General features: G+C 34.6%; 21 protein-coding genes. 8 read left to right on the top strand and 13 right to left on the bottom strand.

Annotated elements, in window-relative coordinates; genetic code table 11:
- Nucleotides 1–6 precede the first annotated feature (6 nt).
- From IMZ30_RS04430 to IMZ30_RS04420, 3 genes are read left to right on the top strand one after another with little or no spacing between them, the layout of a single operon-like run.
- Nucleotides 7–864, top strand: coding sequence for an MBL fold metallo-hydrolase (locus tag IMZ30_RS04430; RefSeq protein WP_207039329.1), 858 nt, complete (start codon nucleotides 7–9; stop codon nucleotides 862–864).
- A gap of 9 nt (nucleotides 865–873) precedes the next feature.
- Entirely contained in the window at nucleotides 874–2,550 is a 1,677-nt protein-coding gene (locus IMZ30_RS04425; protein ID WP_207039328.1) for a S8 family peptidase, read from the top strand.
- 4 nt (nucleotides 2,551–2,554) lie between these two features.
- Entirely contained in the window at nucleotides 2,555–4,387 is a 1,833-nt protein-coding gene (locus tag IMZ30_RS04420; protein ID WP_207039327.1) for a M1 family metallopeptidase, read from the top strand.
- 67 nt (nucleotides 4,388–4,454) lie between these two features.
- Here the strand turns inward: IMZ30_RS04420 and IMZ30_RS04415 are convergent, their stop codons facing one another.
- From IMZ30_RS04415 to IMZ30_RS04390, 6 genes are all read right to left on the bottom strand, one after another.
- Nucleotides 4,455–5,390, bottom strand: a complete 936-nt coding sequence (locus tag IMZ30_RS04415) for a T9SS type A sorting domain-containing protein (RefSeq protein WP_207039326.1) — start codon at nucleotides 5,388–5,390, stop codon at nucleotides 4,455–4,457.
- Between the two features lie 11 nt (nucleotides 5,391–5,401).
- Nucleotides 5,402–6,115 carry a 3'-5' exonuclease gene (locus tag IMZ30_RS04410; RefSeq protein WP_207039325.1) on the bottom strand — a complete coding sequence of 238 codons (714 nt, stop codon included), beginning with the start codon at nucleotides 6,113–6,115 and terminating at the stop codon, nucleotides 5,402–5,404.
- Between the two features lies 1 nt (nucleotide 6,116).
- Nucleotides 6,117–7,259, bottom strand: coding sequence for a serine hydrolase domain-containing protein (locus tag IMZ30_RS04405; RefSeq protein WP_207039324.1), 1,143 nt, complete (start codon nucleotides 7,257–7,259; stop codon nucleotides 6,117–6,119).
- Nucleotides 7,260–7,381: 122 nt separating this feature from the next.
- A complete protein-coding gene (locus tag IMZ30_RS04400; RefSeq protein WP_207039323.1) occupies nucleotides 7,382–9,421 on the bottom strand; it encodes a M13 family metallopeptidase in 2,040 nt (679 codons plus the stop codon).
- Nucleotides 9,422–9,502: 81 nt separating this feature from the next.
- Entirely contained in the window at nucleotides 9,503–10,027 is a 525-nt protein-coding gene (locus IMZ30_RS04395; RefSeq protein WP_207039322.1) for a nuclear transport factor 2 family protein, read from the bottom strand.
- A complete protein-coding gene (locus tag IMZ30_RS04390) occupies nucleotides 9,981–10,481 on the bottom strand; it encodes a hypothetical protein (protein WP_207039321.1) in 501 nt (166 codons plus the stop codon). The genes IMZ30_RS04395 and IMZ30_RS04390 overlap by 47 nt, the downstream gene beginning before the upstream one ends.
- Nucleotides 10,482–10,593: 112 nt before the next feature.
- Between IMZ30_RS04390 and IMZ30_RS04385 the strand changes: the two genes are divergently transcribed.
- Nucleotides 10,594–11,544 carry an NAD-dependent epimerase/dehydratase family protein gene (locus IMZ30_RS04385; protein ID WP_410523999.1) on the top strand — a complete coding sequence of 317 codons (951 nt, stop codon included), beginning with the start codon at nucleotides 10,594–10,596 and terminating at the stop codon, nucleotides 11,542–11,544.
- Nucleotides 11,545–11,607: 63 nt separating this feature from the next.
- Here the strand turns inward: IMZ30_RS04385 and IMZ30_RS04380 are convergent, their stop codons facing one another.
- The 3 genes from IMZ30_RS04380 to IMZ30_RS04370 are packed head-to-tail and all read right to left on the bottom strand — an operon-like array spanning nucleotide 11,608 to nucleotide 15,040.
- The gene (locus tag IMZ30_RS04380; protein ID WP_207039319.1) at nucleotides 11,608–12,354 is read right to left on the bottom strand and encodes a succinate dehydrogenase/fumarate reductase iron-sulfur subunit; all 747 of its coding nucleotides are present in this window, start codon (nucleotides 12,352–12,354) and stop codon (nucleotides 11,608–11,610) included.
- Between the two features lie 7 nt (nucleotides 12,355–12,361).
- Nucleotides 12,362–14,365, bottom strand: coding sequence for a fumarate reductase/succinate dehydrogenase flavoprotein subunit (locus tag IMZ30_RS04375; RefSeq protein WP_207039318.1), 2,004 nt, complete (start codon nucleotides 14,363–14,365; stop codon nucleotides 12,362–12,364).
- 9 nt (nucleotides 14,366–14,374) lie between these two features.
- Nucleotides 14,375–15,040, bottom strand: a complete 666-nt coding sequence (locus IMZ30_RS04370) for a succinate dehydrogenase cytochrome b subunit (RefSeq protein WP_207039317.1) — start codon at nucleotides 15,038–15,040, stop codon at nucleotides 14,375–14,377.
- 191 nt (nucleotides 15,041–15,231) lie between these two features.
- Here IMZ30_RS04370 and IMZ30_RS04365 point away from each other — a divergent pair, with 191 nt between their 5' ends.
- From IMZ30_RS04365 to IMZ30_RS04355, 3 genes are read left to right on the top strand one after another with little or no spacing between them, the layout of a single operon-like run.
- Nucleotides 15,232–16,524 (top strand): aminopeptidase P family protein, encoded by a 1,293-nt coding sequence (locus tag IMZ30_RS04365; RefSeq protein ID WP_207039316.1) that lies wholly within the window; start codon nucleotides 15,232–15,234, stop codon nucleotides 16,522–16,524.
- Nucleotides 16,525–16,581: 57 nt separating this feature from the next.
- Nucleotides 16,582–17,364 carry an alpha/beta fold hydrolase gene (locus IMZ30_RS04360; protein ID WP_207039315.1) on the top strand — a complete coding sequence of 261 codons (783 nt, stop codon included), beginning with the start codon at nucleotides 16,582–16,584 and terminating at the stop codon, nucleotides 17,362–17,364.
- A gap of 21 nt (nucleotides 17,365–17,385) precedes the next feature.
- The gene (locus IMZ30_RS04355; RefSeq protein WP_207039314.1) at nucleotides 17,386–18,240 is read left to right on the top strand and encodes an alpha/beta hydrolase family protein; all 855 of its coding nucleotides are present in this window, start codon (nucleotides 17,386–17,388) and stop codon (nucleotides 18,238–18,240) included.
- Here the strand turns inward: IMZ30_RS04355 and IMZ30_RS04350 are convergent.
- Nucleotides 18,202–18,561 carry a hypothetical protein gene (locus IMZ30_RS04350; RefSeq protein WP_207039313.1) on the bottom strand — a complete coding sequence of 120 codons (360 nt, stop codon included), beginning with the start codon at nucleotides 18,559–18,561 and terminating at the stop codon, nucleotides 18,202–18,204. The two genes, IMZ30_RS04355 and IMZ30_RS04350, sit on opposite strands and share 39 nt — an antisense overlap.
- A gap of 2 nt (nucleotides 18,562–18,563) precedes the next feature.
- Complete coding sequence (locus IMZ30_RS04345; protein WP_207039312.1) at nucleotides 18,564–19,013, bottom strand: nucleoside deaminase; 450 nt, start codon at nucleotides 19,011–19,013, stop codon at nucleotides 18,564–18,566.
- A gap of 37 nt (nucleotides 19,014–19,050) precedes the next feature.
- Between IMZ30_RS04345 and IMZ30_RS04340 the strand changes: the two genes are divergently transcribed.
- Nucleotides 19,051–20,820 carry a 1-deoxy-D-xylulose-5-phosphate synthase gene (locus IMZ30_RS04340; protein ID WP_207039311.1) on the top strand — a complete coding sequence of 590 codons (1,770 nt, stop codon included), beginning with the start codon at nucleotides 19,051–19,053 and terminating at the stop codon, nucleotides 20,818–20,820.
- Here IMZ30_RS04340 and IMZ30_RS04335 read toward each other — a convergent pair.
- Nucleotides 20,817–21,545, bottom strand: coding sequence for a metallophosphoesterase family protein (locus IMZ30_RS04335; protein ID WP_207039310.1), 729 nt, complete (start codon nucleotides 21,543–21,545; stop codon nucleotides 20,817–20,819). The two genes, IMZ30_RS04340 and IMZ30_RS04335, sit on opposite strands and share 4 nt — an antisense overlap.
- A gap of 1 nt (nucleotide 21,546) precedes the next feature.
- Nucleotides 21,547–22,686 (bottom strand): ATP-binding protein, encoded by a 1,140-nt coding sequence (locus tag IMZ30_RS04330; protein ID WP_207039309.1) that lies wholly within the window; start codon nucleotides 22,684–22,686, stop codon nucleotides 21,547–21,549.
- Nucleotides 22,687–22,777: the final 91 nt, after the last annotated feature.

Below are 22,777 nucleotides of genomic sequence, written 5' to 3'. Positions count from 1 at the left end.
ATTTGTATGACCTTACATCCTATTGAAACAGGAAATTTTAAGCTTGATGGAGGCGCTATGTTTGGCGTAGTACCAAAATCTTTATGGCAAAGGACTAATCCTGCCGACTCGAATAACATGATTGATATTGCAGCCACAAGCTTACTTATAGAAAATGGCAAGCGCCTTATTTTAATAGATACAGGCTTGGGCGATAAACAAAGCGAAAAGTTTTTTAGTTATTATTATCGCTGGGGCAACCACAGCTTAGATAAATCATTGAAAGCAAAAGGGTTTACTCGTGATGATATTACAGACGTTTTTATGACGCATCTTCATTTTGACCATTGTGGTGGTAGTGTTCAGTGGAATAAAGACCGAACTGGTTATGAGCCAGCTTTTAAAAATGCTAAGTTTTGGACCAATAAAGAGCATTGGGATTGGGCTATAAATCCTAACGATCGAGAAAAAGCTTCTTTCTTAAAAGAGAATCTTTTGCCCATGCAGGAAGCAGGACAGCTTGAATTTTTACAGCGAAGCCAAAAACGTCATTTCTATGATGAGCTTGGTTTTGAAGTTTTATTTGTAGATGGCCATACCGACAAACAAATGATACCTATTATTAACTACAAAGGAAAAAAACTTGTTTTTGCAGCCGATTTACTTCCAACTGCTGGTCATGTGCCGCTACCTTTTGTGATGGGTTATGACACAAGGCCTTTGTTAACTCTAAAAGAGAAAAAAGAATTTCTCGAAGAAGCTGTTAATAATGATTACTTCTTGTTTTTAGAGCATGATGCGCATAATGAAATCATTACACTTAAAGATACTGAAAAGGGTGCACGACACCACAACACCTATACATTTAACGAATTATTTAATTAATCTTTTATCATGAATATAAATTCAATTAAAAAAACCACAGGCTTTATACTTGCATCTGGGTTATTAGTTGGCTGTGCTAGCGGCCCTAAATTTGAAGCATCAGCTTTAAATAATCAGAATAACGAAACAACAAAGGTTTCTCAACTAGACGAAAATCAGCGTAAATCATGGTCGTCATTAGACTTATTGACCGATACTATTCCCGGAATGAGTATTAATCGCGCTTATGAAGAACTCATCAAGGATTATGAAGGCGAAACAGTAATTGTTGCGGTTGTTGATAGTGGTATAGACATTGAACACGAAGATTTAAAAGACGTACTTTGGGTTAATGAAGATGAAATACCAAATAATAATATTGATGATGATAAAAATGGTTATGTAGATGATGTTTACGGTTGGAATTTCTTAGGAGATATTGTTGAAGAAAATCTTGAAAAAACAAGAATTGTTCGTGACCTTAAGTCTAAGTACGATGGTAAAACAGCTGAAGATATTTCAGCTGAAAATAAAGCCGAGTACGAAATGTACATGAAAGCCAAAGCTGAATTCGATGAAGATGTTCAAAAAGCTAAGCAGAATTCAGATTATTACAAAGGTCTAAAAAAACAAGTTGAAGTCGCTCAAGTAAACTTAACTGACTCACTTAAAGGTAAACCACTAACCATCGAAAATCTTAAAGCACTCGAAACCAATGATGCAGCATTATCTCAACAAAAAATGTTTATGCTTAATATTATGAACAATGTTGGTGAAGATATTTCTGCAGCTATCGAACAGTTAGATGGTGGTATAAATTATTTCCAAAGTCAGCTAGATTATCATTACAACCTTGATTTAAACGCACGTGCTGAAAAATTAGGTGATAATCCAGACGATTGGTCAACTAAATACTACGGAAATAACCAAGTTACAGGACCAGACCCAAAAAAAGCAGATGCTAGACATGGAACCCATGTCGCAGGTATTATAGCAGCATCACGTCAAAACGATGTAGGAATGAGCGGTGCTGCTTCAAATGTAAAAATCATGAGTGTTCGTGCTGTTCCAGATGGTGATGAGTACGATAAAGACATTGCTTTAGGTATTCGTTATGCAGTAGATAACGGCGCAAAAGTAATTAATACCTCTTTCGGAAAATACTTTTCAACACACACAGATTGGGTAAACGATGCTATTAAGTATGCAGAAGAAAACGATGTTTTAATTGTTAATGCAGCAGGAAACGAAGGTATTGATTTAGATGAAAACCGTGTTTACCCTAATGATGAATGGCCTGGGCAAACTTCTGAAATTGCTAATAACTTTATTAATGTTGGTTCTATTACACCAAGCTACAGCGAAAACTTAGTTTCAAGTTTTTCTAATTACGGAAAAGATGATGTTGATGTCTTTGCACCTGGCTCTGCCATTTATTCAACAGTTCCTTTAGATAAATACGAGTTTTTACAAGGTACTTCAATGGCATCACCAAATGTTGCTGGAGTTGCTGCGATGATTCGTTCTTTATATCCAAAATTAACGGCTGCACAAGTTAAAGAAGCTATCATGAATAGTGGTTTATCTTCTTCAATGCTAGTGAATGTTGGTGGAGACCCAGAAAATAAAAAGGCTTTTAATGAGCTTTCAAAGTCTGGCAAAATGGTAAATATGTATAATGCCTTAATTTATGCTTCAAAACTATAAACTTATGTTTAAACAACTTTTAATTTTAAGTCTTTGTTTATGGTCAACTTTAAATTTTGCTCAGCGAAATAACACAAACTATTGGCAGCAAAGTGTCAATTATACGATGGAGGTTGACTTTGATGTAGAAAATTATCAATATGATGGTGAGCAAGAACTAGTATATACTAATAACTCACCAGATACTTTAACTCAAGTTTTTTATCACCTTTATTTTAATGCTTTTCAGCCAGGTAGTGAGATGGATGTTCGTTCAAGAACAATTAAAGATCCAGATCCAAGAGTTGGCGATCGAATTTCAAAACTTAAAGATGATGAAATCGGTTTTATGAAAGTTAACTCTCTTTATCAAGATGGTCAAGAAGTTGCTTATGAAGTCGCTGGAACAGTTTTAGAAGTTAAGTTAGCCAACCCAATTTTACCTGGAGAAAGCACAACTTTAGACATGAATTTTAAAGGTCAAGTTCCAGTTCAGATTAGACGTTCAGGTCGAAATAATGCTGAAGGTGTTGCTCTTTCCATGACGCAATGGTATCCAAAATTAGCTGAATACGATTTCGAAGGTTGGCATGCAGATCCTTATATTGGTCGAGAATTTCATAGTGTTTGGGGAAATTTTGATGTAAAAATCACCATCGATAAAGACTATATTTTAGGTGGCTCAGGTTATATCCAAAATCCTAATGAAGTTGGCTATGGCTATCAAGATGAAGGCACTAAAGTAAAACGAAAAGGTAAAACTTTAACTTGGCATTTTGTTGCACCCAATGTACATGATTTCACTTGGGCCGCAGATCCAGACTATATTCACGATAAACGTGTGGCTAGTGATGGTACTACGCTTCATTTCTTATACAAGGACAATAAAAAAATAAAAGATAATTGGGAAAACCTTCAGTCTAAAACTGAGGATTTACTTTTGTTTTTCAATAAGCATATTGGCCAATATCCTTACGAACAGTATTCGGTTATGCAAGGTGGTGATGGCGGTATGGAATATGCCATGTGTACATTAATTACAGGTGAACGCAGTTTTGGAAGTTTAGTTGGAGTAACTGCTCATGAAATGGCGCATGCTTGGTTTCAACACCTTTTAGCTACTGATGAAGCACAACACGAATGGATGGATGAAGGTTTTACAACCTATATTTCAACTTTAGCTGAAAATGAGGTCATGAACAACAATCCTGAATTTCCATTTGATCGAACTTATAGAGGTTATGTGAGTTTAGCTAATTCAGGCTTCGAACAACCACAAACAACACATGCCGATCGTTATCAATACAATCAAGCTTATGGTATTTCAGCTTATTCAAAAGGTGCTGTGTTTATGGCACAATTAGGCTATATCATAGGTGAAGATTTACTTGACCAAACGATTAAACGCTACTACAATGAATGGAAGTTTAAACACCCAACACCAAACGATTTTATTCGTGTTGCTGAAAAGGTTAGTGGCGCAGAATTGAGTTGGTATCTAAATGATTGGACGAGAACTACTAACAAAGTTGATTATTCTATTGCTTCAGTTTCTAATGATGTGACACAAAACACAATTGTAATAAATCTAGAAAGAAAAGGCTTGATGCCTATGCCAATTGAAGTCGAATTGACTTATAAAGATGGTTCTAAGCAGTTATTTTATATTCCTTTACGTATTATGCGCTGGGAAAAACCTGGCTTTGAAACAGTTGAAGAAGATTGGCCTTGGGCTTACCCAACATACAAATTAGAGTTGCCAGTTACAAATTATGCTGTAACTAAGATCGAAATTGACCCAAGCCAACTTATGGCTGATGTTGATCGCTCTAATAATGTAAAAGTTATGGAAGAATAAGTTTTAAGCTAGTATAATTTTATCAAAAAAAGCTTCCAGTTTTGGAAGCTTTTTTGTTTTACTTAAGTTATTGCTTAAGAAATTTTAGATGTAAGATATAATTAATGTTGATAAAGTATAGACCGCTTTTTAGATTACTCAAATTAATTTTTTGATTGGGATCATCAAAAGTGATGACAGATTTTCCATTGATATCAAACACTTCAACATGGTTAATCTCAATTTGATGTGGGTTGCTAAATTTTAATACATCTTTAACTGGATTTGGATAAATAAAGATATCGTTAGGCATTTCAATATTTGTTTGGCTCAAATTACAATTAGATGAAAAACTATAAGATGTAAATTCATTATCAATAATCGTCCATGTATCATAAGGTGTATTTTGGTTATTGGCATCTTCAGGGTGATTAACTTTGATGCAAGTGTGATTCGTAATAGAATTTGAATCTAAAGAATTTTCGGCTGAAGGTCTTAATAAATTATTTGCGCGAATATCTATCGTAATTCCTGAGTAGTTAAAATTAGGATTATCAATGATAAGCTGTCTTTCTCCATTACCTCTTATGTCTACATATTCAAGTAACTCAAGTTGACTCACATCTAACTGACTAAATTCAATATGTACTTCTCCGCCATCTATATCGTACATGTAGATTTCTCTTAAATTTAGATTCTGATTTAAAAAATCGGCATTTTCATCATCTATATTTATAAATCGATTTCCACTGAGGTTGATGACTTCTAAAGAGACAAAATCTTCAATACCTGTAAAATCGGTAATTGGTGTTAAATATTGAAAATCAATAGCATTAAGAGAAGAAAAATCTAATACGACTAAATTTTCTATATCAGCGGTAAGCACTTGACCATTAATTGTTGCATCACTATCAATATTAAGGTCGATCAAAGCTCGTTCGAAGTTTTGGTCTACTATGGCAGTTGTTTGTGCTTTAGTAAATAAACCGAAGCTAATAATGCATAATGAAATAAATTTTCTCATAATTAAATGATTTATACCGACTTTATTTGATGTTCTTCTAACAAGGGGTCTTGACGTAATTTCCTCAAGACTTGAACAATCGCTAAAACATCTTTTTCGCAGTATTTTATAATTCGGTCAACATCTTTTTCGTTGTAAAATACGTCACGAACTTGGCTTCCATCAATATCATCTTTAGGCGACGGAATTCCTAAAATTGCTGTTAACAATTTTAATGAAGTATAATGTTTGTAGTCACCAAACTTCCATAATTCTAAGGTATCTAAATGCGGAATTTCCCAAGGTTTTTTACCAAATAGTTGAAGTTTTTCAGGTAATGAAATTCCATGAATAAGCATACGTCTAGCGATGTAAGGGAAGTCAAATTCTTTGCCATTATGAGCACACAAGAGGTGATAAGGTAAATTGAAATGATCGTTTAGCAAGTGTTTGAACTCTAATAATAATTCTCTTTCATCACCATATAAACTTTTTAGTCTTAGCTGTTGTTCGCTTCCTTGATTTACGAGGTATCCAACAGAAATACAAACAATTTTCCCAAACTCAGCCCAAATACCAGCACTAGAATAAAAATCTTCTGGTGAAATTTCACCTTTACGGCGATAGGCTGTTTTAGAAGCAAATAATAGTTGAAGTTGTTCAGGTAAGTCTGAAAAATTCTCATAAGCTGGAACAGTTTCAATATCTAAAAATAAAATATGCTCAAGTTGAAGTTTGTGTAACATGTTAGATTTGGTTTAGCATTTGGTAGGTTTCATCTATATAAATATAAAAATCTTTCGGGAAATGATTGATTTTTTCTTTAGACCGATGATGACCAAGCCTAACAATAATTAAATTGTCTTTAGGAATGCCAATTACATATTGACCTAAAATACCACGCATACTAAATAGTTGCTTAGTTTTATAATTACTCAGCCAAAAGCCATAGCCATACTGTGGGCTTTTTTTAAAACGCGCTTTTGTAGCCAGTTTCACATAACTTGTGTCTATGATTTGTTTTCCATTCCAACTGCCATTTTGTAAAAACAACTGTCCTATTTTAGCAAAATCACGTGCATTAGAAGCGATACAACAGTAGGCTTTTTCAATGCCACTTTCAACGTTATCTAATTGCCAATAGGCTGTTTGACGCATCCCTAAAGGACGCCAAAAGCTTTGACTCAAATATTCAGATAAACTTTTTTGAGTTGCTTTACTAATAATCATTCCCAGTAATAAGGTATTGCCACTTAAATATTTAAAGTTTTGTCCTGAAGCTTGGTTAACCTCTAAGCTGTTGACTAGTTCGCCAATTTCATCATCATAGTAGGCGCGAGCCGTCATAGAAAATGGACTGTAATAGTGCTCTTCCCAATTAAGTCCGCTAGCCATCGAAGCTAAATCGCCTACTGTAGTATTTTTAGCAAACTCACCTTTAAAGTCTGGAAAAAAATCAGTGATAGGTTGTTCTAAACTTTTGATGTAACCATCTTGAATTGCTTTAAAAAGTAAACTTGTCGTAATACTTTTAGCCATCGAAAATGAATTAGTTTTTGAATCCTTAGTATATTCAGGTGCATAGTTTTCATAAATAATTTCTCCATTTTTAATAATCAAAAAAGCGGTGGTACCAAGCGCGTTGTTAACCGAATCTAGACGTTGTGTAGGTTTAATAGAATTATAAGTGCTAGCCTCAGGCCAATTTTGAACAATTTTATTTTCAATACTTCGGTTGTCAAAGTACTTATAATCATCTATAAAAGCTGTGGTATGACCTGTTAAGTAAACAACTCGAATACCTTTTAAAATATAATTGTAATCGGTTACATAAAGTATAATAATTAGCAATAGAATACTGCCTAAGAACCATTTTAAGAATTTTCTCATATCTATAAACTTCAACTGAAGTTATAAATATAATTCTTTTTGTGTAGTTTCTATTTATTTAAAAAAAAAGAAGCCTTTTGTAATTTCTAAAAGGCTTCTATTCGATTTATTTTTATTTGAGTTTACCAAATTCTTACCCGATCTTCAGGTTTTAAATATAATTGATCACCTTCTTTAAGGTCAAATGCTTCATAAAATGCATCTACATTTTGTAATGGTACATATGCACGGTATTGTCCTGGAGAATGTGGATCGGTTTTAATCTTAGTTTTTAATGCTTCGTCTCTCATCTTAGTACGCCAAACGGTTGCCCATGATAAAAAGAAGCGCTGTTCTGGTGTAAAGCCTTCGATTTTGCCTGGATTACCATTTTCTTTTAAATGCATTTGTAAACCATCGTAAGCGCCTAAAACACCACCTAAGTCACCAATGTTTTCACCTAAAGTAAATTTACCATTAATATAAACGCTGTCTAGAACTTCAATACTACTGTAAAGTGCTGCCAGTTTTTCTCCGCGGGCTGTAAACTGTTCTAAGTCTTCATCAGTCCACCAATTTTTAAGATTACCATCTGCATCAAAACGGGCACCTGAGTCATCAAATGCATGTGAAATTTCATGACCAATTACAGCACCGATTCCGCCGTAGTTTACAGCTGCATCAGCTTTATAATCGTAAAACGGTGGTTGTAAGATAGCTGCAGGAAAAACAATTTCATTATACAATGGGTTAAAGTAAGCATTTACAGTTTGTGGAGACATGCCCCATTCTGTTTTGTCTACTGGTTTACCGATTTTAGATAAATTGTCTTTAAAATTCCATTCGCTAACTGCTAACATATTTTCGTAGTAAGATTTGTTTTTGTCGACTTTTAAGTCTGAATAATCTTTAAATTCATCTGGATAACCAATTTTAACGGTGAATTTGTTAAGTTTTTCAATAGCTTTAGTCTTAGTCGAATCTGTCATCCATTCTAAATTATCAATTCTTTTTTTGAATGCAGAAATTACATTAGTTACCATAGCTTCAGCTTTTTCTTTAGCTTCTGGTGGAAATTTTTCGTCGACATATAACTGACCTACAGCTTCACCAATAGTGTTGTTAACTACTGATAGGGCACGTTCTTTGATAGGTCTTTGAGCTTTCGCACCGCTTAATGTTTTACTGTAAAACTCCCAATTAGCTTTTTCAATTTCAGAAGAAAGTTGTCCTGCTGCATCATTAAATGTGGCCCATTTTGTAAGTAGTTTTAAGTCTTCAATAGGAGTAGAAACTAACATTTGGTCTAATTGACTCATATACTTAGGTTCCATAACTAAAACGGTATCTGGTAATTTTTCCATTCCCAAATCAGACATGAAACTTTTCCAGTTGATGTTTTCAGCAACAGTATTTAAGTCATCTACATGAAAGCGGTTATTGTAATTTCTAAAATCACGACGCGCTACTTTATCTAAACGAGGTTCAGCTAGCTGAGTCTCCAATTCTAGAATACGCTCAGCTTTAGCTTCGGTATCAGTTTCGCCAATATAGTTTAACATTCTAGCGACATGAGCGATATACTGCTCGCGAATTTTTTTAGAATCCTCATCTTCTTTCAAATAGTAATCCCGGTCAGGTAAACCTAAACCACCAACTCCGATGTAGGCTACATTTATATTACTGTCATTCGGGTCTGAGTAGGCAGAAAGTCCAAAAAATGGTGCCGATATTGCTGAAGGATTTTTAGCTAACAACTCTTGTAATTCACTTGTTGAGGTAACTGCTTCAATTTTATTGATGTAAGGCATAACTGGTTTTACACCTTTTTCATCTCGCGCTTCTGTATCTATAATTGAATTGAATACCGCAATAGCTTTAGCTTGATCGGTATTTTTATCATATTTTCCAGAAGCTTCAGCTTTTTCTAAAATATTTAAAACATCAGCATCGGTTTGCTTTCTTAATATTTGAAATCCGCCCCAAGATGTTCTATCGTCAGGTATTTTAGCGGTTTCATTCCATTTTCCATTCACGTAGGTATAGAAGTCGTCTTGAGGTCTTACGCTAGTATCCATGTATTCAACATCAATACCTGGCGCATCTTTTTGTGTTTCGTTAGTTGAGCAACTAGCTGCAAGGCCTAGCGCTGCTACAGACAAAGCTAAATGTTTAATTTTCATAGGTTTACTCTATTTTATATGTTATATAAGTCTTGTTTTTTTGATATCGTTACAACTTAGACTTCAACTTTTCTAAAATGTTTAGTTTTTAAGCTTGTTAATGTATTCACTATCGTGTTGTTTTTTTTGTTCATTAGCTTGATCGACGAGTTCATTGGGAACGAGAATAGATAACACATAATGCTTAACTTTCCATTGATGATCAACTAATTCTACAATACCACTACCACGGCACAAACCCATGTGTGTTGAGGTTAATACTTCATCAAACCAAGCTATATTTTTAGAGTTTATATAAAGATTTCGTTTTATAGAAGTGAATGTCCAAGCCTTACCCTTTTTAAAATAAGGCATAGCAAAAGTTTTAAAGTCTTTCAGGCTCCAAACTTCATCGGCATCTGAGCCTACGAAAACAGCATCTTCTGTCATTAAATTAAAATATTTTTCAGCATTAGCACTCGCAGCGGCTTTATGCCAATGGTTTAGTGTTTGGTTAATCTTTTCTTCATGTTCTTGTGCTAAACTGAGATTAACTGTGAAGATTAAAACTGCAACTAATTTAATTTTTGGGCTCAATGAATTGAGGCGTTTCAATAAAGCATTCATTAATTTGTGTATTTAAACTGCTAAAACTTTGTATAAGTTTATAGATACTTTCTTTAATCGCTAATGTGTCCTGACTTTTTCGAGCTAAGAGTTGTTGTTGATTTCTAGCTTGTGTCTCCATTAGTTTTAACCTAGCTTTAATAGGTTCTATATTAAAAGTGTCAGGCAAACTGGCCTTAAGAGAATCGCTTATGCGAATAATATTTTCAGCATTGTTTAGTGCGTCTCCAATATTCATCGCTTTTGTTCTTGCAATTTCAGTTTTAATGGCAAGGTAATCATCCCATTCATTTGCAAATTCTTCAGCTTTATTAGAAAGTTGAGCAATAGAAATGGTATCAACGCTTAATTTTAAAGCGTAGAAATCAGTGTTTTTTGATGCTGTTTTTTCTTGAGTTTGGCTACAAGACCAACAGCATATAACTAGAGCAAAAGCTATAAAATACTTAGTCATTTAATCTGATTTATAAGATATTATCAAATATAAGAGATATTATCGATTTATAATTATGAAATAATTAATCTATGGGCTACTTCCAATCTGTATATTTGCATAAATTTATTAAATTATGGCAAAGACGTTAATTGTTGGCGCATGTGGTCAAATTGGTTCTGAATTAACTACTACATTGCGTCAAAAACACGGTAAAGATACAATTATTGCGAGTGATATTAGAGAAGGTTCTGCCGAATTAATGGCTTCTGGACCTTTTGAAGTCTTAGATGCAACAAATTTCACACAGCTTCAAGACGTGATTATGCATTATGATATTGACACGGTTTATATGATGGCTGCCATGTTAAGTGGAACTGCCGAAAAATTTCCGATGAAAGCTTGGGAATTGAATATGAACTCACTTTTTAATGTTCTAAATCTTGTTAAAGAACAAAAAATAAAACACCTGTTTTGGCCATCAAGTATTGCCGTTTTTGGTCCAACTACACCAAAGTTTAACACACCTCAACAAACCATAATGGAACCTAGCACAGTATATGGCATTAGTAAACAAACCGGTGAACGTTGGTGTGAATATTACCATAAACGTTATGGTGTTGATGTTAGAAGTATTCGTTATCCTGGACTAATTAGCTATAAAACACCACCTGGTGGCGGTACAACTGATTACGCAATAGAAATTTTTCATAGCGCCGTTAAAGGTGAAGTTTACACATCTTTTTTAAATGAAGACACCGCTTTACCAATGATGTATATGGATGATGCTATTAAAGCAACCATACAATTAATGGAAGCTGACAGTAGTAAAATTAATGTACGTTCATCTTATAACCTTGGCGGAATTTCATTTACACCACGTGAGCTAGCCGAAGAGATTAGGTTGAAGTTATCAGAATTTAAAATCAATTATAAACCCGATTTTAGACAAGCTATCGCTGACTCTTGGCCATCAAGTATTGAGGATACTACTGCACGAAATGATTGGAATTGGAAACATGAATATGATTTAAAAACTTTAGTTCAGGTGATGCTTAAAGGTGTTGAAGAATCAATCAGCTAAAAACATTGCAACAAAAAAAAGCACCTTATAAAAGGTGCTTTTTTTTATTTGTTACTTAATATATTAACCTTTAAAACTCGCTGACAAATATTCACGATTTAAGCGCGCGATATTTTCTAACGAAATGCCTTTAGGGCATTCAATTTCGCAGGCACCTGTATTGGTACAATTACCAAAACCTTCTTTATCCATTTGTTCAACCATATTAAGGACACGCTCGGTTGCTTCAACTTCACCTTGTGGTAACAATGCATATTGTGAAACCTTGGCTGATGTAAACAACATCGCACTTGCATTTTTACATGCAGCAACACAAGCGCCGCAACCAATACATGTTGCAGCATTAAAGGCCATGTCTGCGTTTTCTTTTTCGATAGGGATAGAGTTAGCGTCTTGAGTATTACCTGAAGTATTTACAGAAATATAGCCACCTGCGTGTTGAATACGGTCAAAAGCAGAGCGATCTACTACTAAATCTTTTACGACAGGAAATGCTTTCGCTCTAAACGGTTCAATAGTAATGGTATCTCCATCTTTAAATTTACGCATATGTAATTGGCAAGTGGTCACGCGACGGTCTGGCCCATGAGGCTCGCCATTAATTTGAAGCGAACACATTCCACAGATACCTTCACGACAATCATGGTCAAATTCTACGGGTTCAACTCCTTGTTCAATTAAATTGTTATTAAGAACATCTAACATTTCTAAAAACGACATATCGCCATCAATTCCATCTAAGTCGTAATTCTCAAATTGTCCTTTAGCGTTGGCATCTTCTTGACGCCATATATTTAATTTAAGCTTCATAATGATCTTATTTATAGCTTCTAGTTTTTAATTCAATATTTTCAAAAATCAACTGTTCTTTGTGTAAAACAGCGTCTTTAGGTTGTCCTTTATATTCCCAAGCAGAAACATAACGGTAATTTTCATCATCTCTTAGGGCTTCTCCATCCTCAGTTTGGTATTCTTCTCTAAAGTGGCCACCACAAGACTCATTTCTCTCTAAAGCATCTTTTGCAAACAATTCACCTAACTCTAAGAAATCTGCAACACGACTTGCTTTTTCAAGTTCTGCATTTTTTACAGTTGCTTTGCCAGGAATTCTAACATTGCTGTAAAACTCTTCTCTAAGTTGAGCAATCTCTTCAATCGCTTCTTTTAGTTCTTTTTCATTACGAGACATTCCACATTTATTCCACATAATTAAACCTAATTTTCTATGGAAATAATCAACAGGTTTATCGCCTTTAATGTTCATTAATCGATCTAAACTATCACGAACTTCTTTTTCAGCTTGCTCAAACTCTTTAGTTTCTGTTGAAATAGGGCCAGTTTGAATGTCGCTAGATAAGTAATCACCAATAGTGTAAGGTAATACAAAATATCCATCAGCTAAACCTTGCATAAGCGCAGAAGCACCTAATCTGTTAGCGCCGTGGTCTGAAAAGTTTGCCTCACCAGCAGCATAACAGCCAGGAATAGTGGTCATCAGGTTATAATCTACCCAAAGTCCGCCCATTGTGTAATGTACAGCAGGGAAGATCATCATTGGTGTTTCGTATGGGTTTTGGTCAGTAATTTTCTGGTACATATCAAATAAGTTACCATATTTAGACTCCACCACTTCTTTACCTAATTTTATGATTTCCTCCTGAGATGGGTTTTTATGACCAGAAGAAAAGGCTTTTTCTTTCCCATAACGTTCTATGGCACTTGCAAAGTCGAGATAAACAGCTTGTCCGGTTTTATTAACACCATAGCCAGCATCACATCTTTCTTTTGCTGCACGTGAAGCTACATCACGAGGAACTAAGTTACCAAAAGCTGGATAACGACGTTCTAGATAGTAGTCGCGATCTTCTTCTTTAATTTCAGTAGGTTTAAGTTTGCCAGCTCTAATGGCTTCGGCATCTTTTTTATGTTTTGGTACCCAAATACGTCCATCATTTCTTAATGACTCAGACATTAAGGTTAATTTAGCTTGTAAGTCACCAGAAACTGGAATACAAGTTGGGTGAATTTGCGTAAAGCAAGGATTAGCAAAAAATGCACCTTTTTTATGAGCTCTCCAAGCAGCAGTAACATTGCTTCCCATGGCATTGGTTGACAAGAAGAATACATTACCATAACCACCTGAAGCTAATACAACAGCATGAGCCGAATGGCGTTCAATTTCACCAGTCACTAAATTTCTAGCGATAATCCCTCGTGCTTTTCCATCAACTTTTACAATATCCATCATTTCATGACGGTTAAAAGCCTGAATTTTTCCTCGATTAATTTGGCGGTTCATAGCTGAATATGCGCCAAGTAGCAGTTGCTGTCCAGTTTGGCCTTTAGCGTAAAAAGTTCTTGAAACTAACACACCACCAAATGAACGGTTGTCGAGTAAGCCACCATATTCACGTGCAAAAGGAACGCCTTGAGCTACGCACTGATCAATAATATTACTTGAAACTTCAGCTAAGCGGTATACGTTAGCTTCTCTAGAGCGGTAATCACCACCTTTAACTGTATCATAAAATAAGCGATAATCAGAATCGCCATCGCCTTGATAATTTTTTGAAGCATTAATTCCACCTTGTGCTGCAATAGAGTGCGCACGTCTTGGTGAATCTTGAAAACAAAATGTTTTTACATTATAACCTAATTCAGCTAAAGTTGCTGCAGCACTAGCACCTGCTAATCCAGTACCAACAACTATAATGTCTATATTTCTCTTGTTTGCAGGATTAACAAGATTAATTTCATTTTTATGCTTGGTCCACTTTTCTGCAATCGGACCGCTTGGTATTTTTGAATCTAAAATTGACATAATCCTTAATTATAAATTATTGATGTAGTGAAATATAGCAATAAATGCAAAGCCTAAAGGGATAACAATTGCAAAAGCTTTGGTAAAAACTTTTAAACCTTTAGAGTACTTATTGTTGAAACCAACAGTTTGGAATGATGAAGCAAAACCATGTAAAAGGTGAAGCATTAAAAAGACAAATGATAATACATAAATCCCTAGTCTTATAGGTTGATTGGCAAATTTAGCGACTGTTTCTTCATAATATCTCGTCGGATCTTCTGGATGACTCTCTACGTATTTATGAACCATTTCTGGAATCCAGAAATCGTAAAAGTGTAAGCCTAAAAATGCCAAAACAACAGCTCCTGAAATGATCATATTTCTAGAAACCCAAGGTGCATTAGCACCACCATTATATGATTTGTATTTAACAACTCTAGCCTTATTGTTCTTAATTTCTAAAACAAACCCCATAATGAAGTGAAAGACTACACCAAAAATTAGTACGGGCTGTAAAATGGCTTGTACTAAAAAGTTAGTTCCCATAAAATGAGAAATTTCATTAAAGGTATCTGGACTAACAACAGAGGTAAAATTAATTGTAAAATGTTGTGCCAAAAAAAGAACTAAAAATAGTCCTGAAAGTGCCATAGCAAATTTTCGTGCTATTGATGTTTTTAAAATTCCACTCATTGTGATGTTTTTGAAAAATTTAATTCAAAAATACATCGCATTAGCCTTACACACAAAAAACTAAGCTTAATTCGTGTTAATTTAGAATAGTTTTAAAACAATTTCAATCGATTTAGTCAATTTCATTAAAAAAAGGAATCAGGATTTAATTTACATTCACAATCTTTATCTTTGAAAAAAATCATTAATTTATGCGTTACGAACCTATTTCAAACGAATTATTTATTCAAAACCGTAAAAACTTTATGGCTCAAATGAAGCCTAATTCAGTTGCGGCCTTCAACTCTAACGATATTTATCCTATTGGTGCCGATAGCACCATTCCGTTTCAACAAGACCGAAACATTTATTATTTAAGTGGCGTCGATCAAGAAGATAGTATATTGGTTTTATTTCCAGATGCGCCAAAACCAGAACACCGCGAAATTTTATTTTTAAAAGAAACTAATCCGCATATTGCGGTTTGGGAAGGCGAAAAAATAGATGAGAAAAAAGCCCTCCAAATTGCTGGAATCAAAACGGTTTATTGGCTAAAAGACTTTCACAAAATATTTCACGAGTTGATGTCTCAAAGTGAAACTATTTATATTAACACCAATGAACATTATCGCGCTGCTCATGATACCGAAACCCGTGAAGACCGCTTCAATAAGTGGCTGAAAGAAAATTACCCAGCGCACCAAGTGGCTAAAAGCAACCCGATTTTACAGCGTTTACGTTCGGTAAAACATCAATTAGAGTTAGATACCATGCAAACGGCTTGTAATATCACTGAAAAAGCGTTTAGACGCATTTTAAAAGAAACTAAACCAAATATCTGGGAATTTGAACTTGAGGCTGAAATTATGCACGAATTCCTCAAAAATCGTTCACGTGGTTTTGCATACACGCCAATTATTGCTTCTGGTAAAAATGCAACCGTTTTACATTACATCGAAAATAAACATCAATGTAAAGATGGTGACTTAATCCTATTTGATGTTGGCGCTGAATATGCCAATTATGCCAGTGATATGTCTAGAACTATCCCAGTTAACGGAAAATTTACCGATCGCCAAAAACAAATTTATAATGCCGTTAATCGCGTTAAAAAAGAGGCGACTAAAATGTTAGTGCCTGGAACATTATGGGTTGAATATCATGTTGAAGTTGGTAAATTAATGACTTCTGAATTACTCGGCTTAAAGCTACTTGATAAAGCCGATGTACAAAATGAAGACCCTAAATGGCCAGCCTACAAAAAATACTTTATGCATGGTACATCACATCATATTGGCCTAGATACGCATGATTACGGCTTATTACACGAACCAATGCAAGCCAATCAAGTCTTCACGGTAGAACCTGGTATTTATTTGCCTGAAGAGCATATTGGCGTTAGACTTGAAGATGATGTCGTGATTCAAGAAAACGGCGAACCCTTCAACCTCATGCGCAATATTCCTATTGAAATTGAAGAAATTGAAACCTTAATGAACCAATAATTTCAACTTTTAAAAGCCACAACCTTGTTGAAGTTTTTCAGCAAGGTTGTTTGATTTATGCCAACATTCAATTTTCGACAAACTAAAATTCATTTTACCCAAACTGAAACCGCTTCAAAAAAACCTGTTTTAGTTTGTATTCATGGGTTTCTAGAAAATGCCAACATGTGGCAATCCATCATTCCGCAGTTTAAGGATAAATATCGAATTATTTGTATCGATTTACCTGGTCACGGCCAAACTGAAGCGATGGGATACATTCACACCATGCCTAATTTAGCGGAAATTATTCGCGGATTATTGCAGCATTTAAACTTGCATCATGCACATTTCGTTGGGCATTCCTTAGGCGGTTATGTACTTTTAGCTTTAGCTGAAGTTGATCCAAAAGTCATTCAACAACAGATTATTTTGAATTCTACCAGTTTAGCCGACTCTTCCAGTCGAAAAAAAGACCGCGACCGTGCTATTAAAATGGTTCAAAAATATCCTCAGGCTTTTATAAGTATGGCGGTAAAAAATTTGTTTTTACCTCAAATGCATTTACGCCATGAAGATGCAATTAATGAAGCTGTTGAGCAGGCTAAAACTTGTAGTACACAAGGTATTATCAACACACTTATAGGTATGCGTGATCGTGAAGACCGAACCAACTCTTTAATTCATTTAAAAACTAAAACCTTCATTATCGCTGGCCAAGATGATCCCATCGCTAATACGAATGCTTTAAAACAAATTGCCCAAAAGCATAATTTAAATTTTAAGTTATTACCTGGTGGGCATATGAGTTATATCGAAGCTCTGCCCGAATTAATTCAGCATTTAAAGTCTATTTTGTAATTTTAGGTAAAATAATTTCAGATGATTAAAACTACAAGTCTTCAAATTAAAAGTGCGTCAGGCTTACCTATTTTATTAGATTATACTTATGACGATGAGCAAACATTACATCAGGTCGCTTTATTTTGCCATGGCTATAAAGGTTTTAAAGATTGGGGTGCTTGGCATTTAATAGCTGAAGAGTTTTTAAAAAAAGGAATTGTATTTGTTAAGTTTAACTTCTCACATTATGGTGGAACACCTGAGCAACCGACAGAATTTAATAATTTAGAAGCCTTTGCCGAAGACAATTATACAACCCAAGTACAAGATGTTAATACCGTTATTAATTGGGCAGCTCAGTATTTTAGTCAACACCCTTTTATAAACCTAAACCAATTGACTTTAATTGGGCATAGTCGTGGTGGTGGCATTGCGGTTTTAGTAGCTGCACAAAACCATTTAGTAGACCAATTAATTACTTGGGCAGCAGTATCAGATTTTGAGTCTAGATTTCCAACTGGAAGTGCTTTTGAGCAATGGAAAACAACTGGCGTTTATCATGTTAAAAATGGTCGAACAGGTCAGTTAATGCCACATTACTTTCAATTTTTTGAAGATTTTAAAGCCCATGAACAAGAGCTTCATATTTTAAATAAGGCTAAAACCATTAAGCAGCCTTGTTTAATTATTCACGGAGACCAAGATGAAGCTGTGAGTTTACAAAATGCTAAAGACTTACATCAACACTTAAATCATTCGGTTTTAAAAGTAATTCCTGGAGCTAATCACGTTTTTGGAATGAGACATCCTTGGGATGAATTACATCTTCCTGAAAAGACTTCAATCTTAGTTCAATCAAGCATCAATTTTGTGTTTGAGTCTCAGTTGAAGTAATTGTTCTTGATTACGCTTTCTAAAAACTTTTAATTCTTTGTTTCGGTATTTCACTACTAAAAAGGTGTTATTAATTAAAGGAATCGTTTTTTGCTCTACTGAACTGATTTGCTCTTCATCTAATTCAACTTTATTGTATTTTGGATGAAATAATCTCACAGCTGCTAATACAGCATTGAGCAAAAAAATAAAACTTAAAGCAAAATAACCACCATTATCTGTTGTTGACTTTTCAAAAAAATAAATAACAGCAACACTGAAAAATAGGAGCTCAAAACTTCTTAAAATCCAAAGGTCATTTTTAATACTCACCTTATTCATTGCTAATTTAAATTTCGTTTTTCTATAAAAAAGCGTTTCAATAAACTTGAAGCTTCTTCAGCCATAACACCAAATTTAACTTCAGTTTTAGGATGTAACATTGTGCCCATAGTTCTGTAACCGCGTTTTTCGTCTTCAGCAGCAAAAACAACTCTTGAAATTTGGCTCCAATATAAAGCGCCAGCACACATTTGGCAAGGTTCTAAAGTCACATAAAGCGTACAATCTTTCAGGTATTTACCACCAATAAAATTTGCGGCTGAAGTAATCGCTTGCATTTCGGCATGTGCGGTAACATCAATTAGTTGTTCGGTTAAATTATGGCTTCTTGCAATAATTTTATTTTGATGCGTAATTACAGCACCTACAGGAACTTCTGCCTTTTCAAAAGCTAATTGAGCTTCTTCTAAGGCTTTCTTCATAAAATAATTATCATCAAATGGTGTAAGCATATTCAAAAATACAATTTCTAATTGGTAACTTTGTAGGATGACTTATAAATTGCTCTCAACCATCAATTCACCAGCCGATTTAAGGCAACTATCTGCTGGACAACTTTTAGAATTAAAAGATGAACTTCGCGATTTTATTATTGATATTGTTTCGACAAAAGAAGGTCATTTAGGCGCTAGTTTAGGTGTAGTTGAATTAACTATTGCTTTGCATTATGTGTTTCATACACCTGATGATTTATTAATTTGGGATGTTGGTCATCAAGCTTACGGACACAAAATTTTAACAGGTCGACGAGAATTATTTGAAACAAACAGACAATTAAATGGCATTAGCGGTTTCCCAAAACGCAGCGAAAGTAAATATGATACGTTCGGTGTTGGTCATAGTTCAACTTCAATTTCTGCAGCTTTAGGCATGGCCATTGCCTCGAAATTAAAGGGTAAAATAAATAGACAACATATCGCTGTGATTGGCGATGCATCAATTGCTTCAGGAATGGCATTTGAAGGTTTAAATCATGCTGGCGTTACTAAAGCTAATTTGTTGGTTATATTAAATGATAATGCCATAGGAATTGACCCAAGTGTTGGCGCCCTAAAAAACTACTTAACCAAAGCCAAAATAGGAAAGAAGCCAAAACAAGATAATATAATTGAAGCTTTAAACTTTAGTTATGAAGGTCCAATTGATGGTCATGATTTACCCAAGCTAATTGAAACCTTAAAGCGTTTACAGCAGCAAAACGGACCGCGTTTATTGCATGTAATTACTAAAAAAGGCAAAGGCTTACCTAGTGCAGAGCAAGACCAAGTGACTTATCATGCGCCAGGAAAATTTAACAAACAAACTGGCGAACGTTATAAATCTTCTCAAACCGATTTACCACCTAAATTCCAAGATGTTTTTGGTTTAACCATGCTAGATTTAGCAAAAAATAATTCAAAAATTGTTGGTGTAACACCAGCGATGCCTACAGGCAGTTCCTTAAAGTATATGATGCAAGCATATCCTGATCGCGCATTTGATGTAGGTATTGCTGAGCAACACGCTGTAACACTTTCAGCTGGTATGGCAACACAAGGCTTTAAGGTATTTTGCACCATTTATTCAACCTTTTTACAGCGAGCTTATGATCAAGTTATTCATGATGTAGCTCTACAAAACTTACCCGTTGTTTTTTGCATAGATCGTGCTGGGCTTGTTGGTCGTGATGGTGCAACCCATCATGGTGTTTTTGACTTGGCTTACCTAAATTGTATTCCCAATTTGGTGATTGCCTCACCAAGAAATGGTATTGAATTACGTCAGTTATTATATACAGCTAGTCAGTTTAATGAACATCCAATAGCTGTTCGATATCCACGTGGGCAATCGTTTCATAAAAATTGGCAAATTGATTTTAAGGCGATGCCAATTGGTAAATCTGAATTACTTCAATTAGGCCAAAAAATTGCTGTGCTAAGCATTGGCAGCATTGCTCAGGAAGTGGCTGATGCCTTTAAATTACTGCCTAAAGAAATTAAACCAGCACATTATGATTTCAAATTTTTAAAACCACTAGACACGGAGACCTTAGATGAAATTATTCAGCAGTTTGAATTTGTTATTACCGTTGAAGATGCATCAATTATTGGTGGTTTAGGCGATGCGGTGTCAAGTTACTTCAATCGAGTTGAAGCCTCTACTCAACTTATTAAATTAGGTATTCCAGATGAATTTATTGAACATGGTAGTACACAAGAATTGTTTGAGGTTGTGGGCATTTCAGCAAAAGCAATTGCTAAGCAGATACTGCAGCTTTAATTTCGGCCATTTTCTTTAGGGTAATACAGGTAAACAGGCTTAGTTTGAATCACTTCACCAGAATTAATTTCATAGGCTGTTAACGGACCTTTAAAAGCCGCACCAGTATCCACATTAATTACATTAGCTATTTTAATAGGTCTTGTTTCATTAAGCCGTGTCGTTGGTGTATGACCGATGTAAATTTCACTAAATAATTGCAAGCGTTTAGGGTAGCGTTGGTCTGTTGGCTTCAGCTTAGAATCCATAGCTAATACCATTTCCCACAAACTTCTATCCCAATAAACAGTATTGTTATAAAACTCGTATTCAGGACCATGTAAGTTGGCAAATCCCGCATGAACAAATAGTCTGTTTTCTTCGTCTACGATATAATCTTCTAAGTTTTCTAAAAATTGAATGTGCTTTTTCTTGGTTGCATCATCAATCATTTCATAGGCTTCTTTAGTGCTTTTACCTCCATGATCTAACCATTTTTCATTATTGAAACTTGTCGTTAGCCATTTTAAAACCAAGGCGTCATGATTACCACGAATAAAAAAGCAATTGTGTGATTCTTTAAGTTGAATTAAATAGGAGATAACATTGGCAGAATCACTCCATCCATCAACATAATCACCTAAAAAAATAAGCTTATCGTTTGGTTGAAGATTGAGCTGAAATAGTAAGTCTTTTAAAGCCTTCAGGCCACCATGAATGTCACCAATTACATAACATCGCTGCATATTAATTATATTTAATTTTTCGTAAAACTCTTAAGTTATCTTTTACGCGTTGATGCGCCGTAGGATAATTTTTTTTTAGTAAAAATTTAGCATTATATAAGGCTTCGAGAGCCGTTTTATAACCGTTTAAATAAGCAATTAAATAGATGCTTGGCACTTGTTGAAGGTCTGACAACTCATTGGGAGTTAATTTGATGTGTTTACTTACTTTTTGAAGTAAAGTTTTATTATGATTTAAAAAATGGCGTAGTGTTGCCGCATCATATTTTGGGGGTTGAAATACAAGTTTTGTTTCAATTTCATACTTCATAGTATTTTGAAATTTGATACTTACTCTTTCTAATGGATAATAAGCAAACTTTTGTTCTAAACCGAGATGTATGTATTCTAAAATTTCAAATTTATCATTATTATAATGAATTTCGACTTTATCTAAGTCTGAATAAAACAGCTTTACTTGCTCATTAATAAGCTCAATGTTTACACGAGAGAGAAGTTCTTTACCATTGATTTGTTTGGTTTTTCCTGCCCAACAAACAACGAAATACTCTTTAAATACCTGATATTTTGGGTTGTAATCTTTACTCTTTTCTATAAAATCGAAAACACCATCTAGCGTTAGTTTAATGTTGTTTTGAGAGTGGCTTTCTATTTCATTAACCAGTTTGGAGTTGAAGTCTTTAATTTCAATATCAAATACTTTTGGTTTACTTATACTACCTTCACGCATAAAAACAGTGCCGCCCCAATATTTCCAAATGTTCTTTCGTAAAGCGCAAATACTAGGTTCTCTTTTAGGTCTAATACTAACGAGACCTACTACTTTATGCTCCGGTAGATGAGGAAATGGAATGTTTTCATAACTTACCTTTGGTGGATGCTCAAGATAAGCGTTGACCAAATTTTGAATTTTACTGTCATCAAAGAAGTCTACTCCAAGAATTTGATTTGTTTCGTCACTTACGCCAATAATTATATAAGCGTTGTTATTTGGATTTGAATTTGAAAGTGCGCAAACATGTTTTAAAAACTTTGCTTTACCTTCTTTATTGCCAATGTCAATTTTCAGTTTCTTATCAAAAAAGCTGTTTTCGTCATTATGGGCGAGAAGATTTTTAATAAGTAAGCGTTTATTTAACATGTAACTTAAATCTTAGCTAAAGATATTAAAAACAATGGTTTGTGTTAGATAAACCGCAAAAAAAGCGCGGCCAAAGCCGCGCTTTTAAAAT

Origin of the sequence: Psychroflexus sp. ALD_RP9, from assembly GCF_017311165.1 — a bacterium.
In the GTDB taxonomy this organism is placed as follows: domain Bacteria; phylum Bacteroidota; class Bacteroidia; order Flavobacteriales; family Flavobacteriaceae; genus Psychroflexus.
This window is presented reverse-complemented; position numbering and strand designations above follow the sequence as displayed.

Excerpts from the sequence above, each read along its gene's own strand:
- IMZ30_RS04350 (WP_207039313.1), bottom strand. The coding sequence starts at position 18,561 with ATGAATAAGGTGAGTATTAAAAATGACCTTTGGATTTTAAGAAGTTTT.
- IMZ30_RS04390 (WP_207039321.1), bottom strand. The coding sequence starts at position 10,481 with ATGACTAAGTATTTTATAGCTTTTGCTCTAGTTATATGCTGTTGGTCT.
- IMZ30_RS04400 (WP_207039323.1), bottom strand. The coding sequence starts at position 9,421 with ATGAAAATTAAACATTTAGCTTTGTCTGTAGCAGCGCTAGGCCTTGCA.
- IMZ30_RS04360 (WP_207039315.1), top strand. The coding sequence starts at position 16,582 with ATGCCAACATTCAATTTTCGACAAACTAAAATTCATTTTACCCAAACT.
- IMZ30_RS04420 (WP_207039327.1), top strand. The coding sequence starts at position 2,555 with ATGTTTAAACAACTTTTAATTTTAAGTCTTTGTTTATGGTCAACTTTA.
- IMZ30_RS04335 (WP_207039310.1), bottom strand. The coding sequence starts at position 21,545 with ATGCAGCGATGTTATGTAATTGGTGACATTCATGGTGGCCTGAAGGCT.
- IMZ30_RS04375 (WP_207039318.1), bottom strand. The coding sequence starts at position 14,365 with ATGTCAATTTTAGATTCAAAAATACCAAGCGGTCCGATTGCAGAAAAG.
- IMZ30_RS04330 (WP_207039309.1), bottom strand. The coding sequence starts at position 22,686 with ATGTTAAATAAACGCTTACTTATTAAAAATCTTCTCGCCCATAATGAC.
- IMZ30_RS04340 (WP_207039311.1), top strand. The coding sequence starts at position 19,051 with ATGACTTATAAATTGCTCTCAACCATCAATTCACCAGCCGATTTAAGG.
- IMZ30_RS04380 (WP_207039319.1), bottom strand. The coding sequence starts at position 12,354 with ATGAAGCTTAAATTAAATATATGGCGTCAAGAAGATGCCAACGCTAAA.
- IMZ30_RS04365 (WP_207039316.1), top strand. The coding sequence starts at position 15,232 with ATGCGTTACGAACCTATTTCAAACGAATTATTTATTCAAAACCGTAAA.
- IMZ30_RS04395 (WP_207039322.1), bottom strand. The coding sequence starts at position 10,027 with ATGAATGCTTTATTGAAACGCCTCAATTCATTGAGCCCAAAAATTAAA.
- IMZ30_RS04430 (WP_207039329.1), top strand. The coding sequence starts at position 7 with ATGACCTTACATCCTATTGAAACAGGAAATTTTAAGCTTGATGGAGGC.
- IMZ30_RS04410 (WP_207039325.1), bottom strand. The coding sequence starts at position 6,115 with ATGTTACACAAACTTCAACTTGAGCATATTTTATTTTTAGATATTGAA.
- IMZ30_RS04370 (WP_207039317.1), bottom strand. The coding sequence starts at position 15,040 with ATGAGTGGAATTTTAAAAACATCAATAGCACGAAAATTTGCTATGGCA.
- IMZ30_RS04345 (WP_207039312.1), bottom strand. The coding sequence starts at position 19,013 with ATGCTTACACCATTTGATGATAATTATTTTATGAAGAAAGCCTTAGAA.
- IMZ30_RS04355 (WP_207039314.1), top strand. The coding sequence starts at position 17,386 with ATGATTAAAACTACAAGTCTTCAAATTAAAAGTGCGTCAGGCTTACCT.
- IMZ30_RS04415 (WP_207039326.1), bottom strand. The coding sequence starts at position 5,390 with ATGAGAAAATTTATTTCATTATGCATTATTAGCTTCGGTTTATTTACT.
- IMZ30_RS04405 (WP_207039324.1), bottom strand. The coding sequence starts at position 7,259 with ATGAGAAAATTCTTAAAATGGTTCTTAGGCAGTATTCTATTGCTAATT.
- IMZ30_RS04425 (WP_207039328.1), top strand. The coding sequence starts at position 874 with ATGAATATAAATTCAATTAAAAAAACCACAGGCTTTATACTTGCATCT.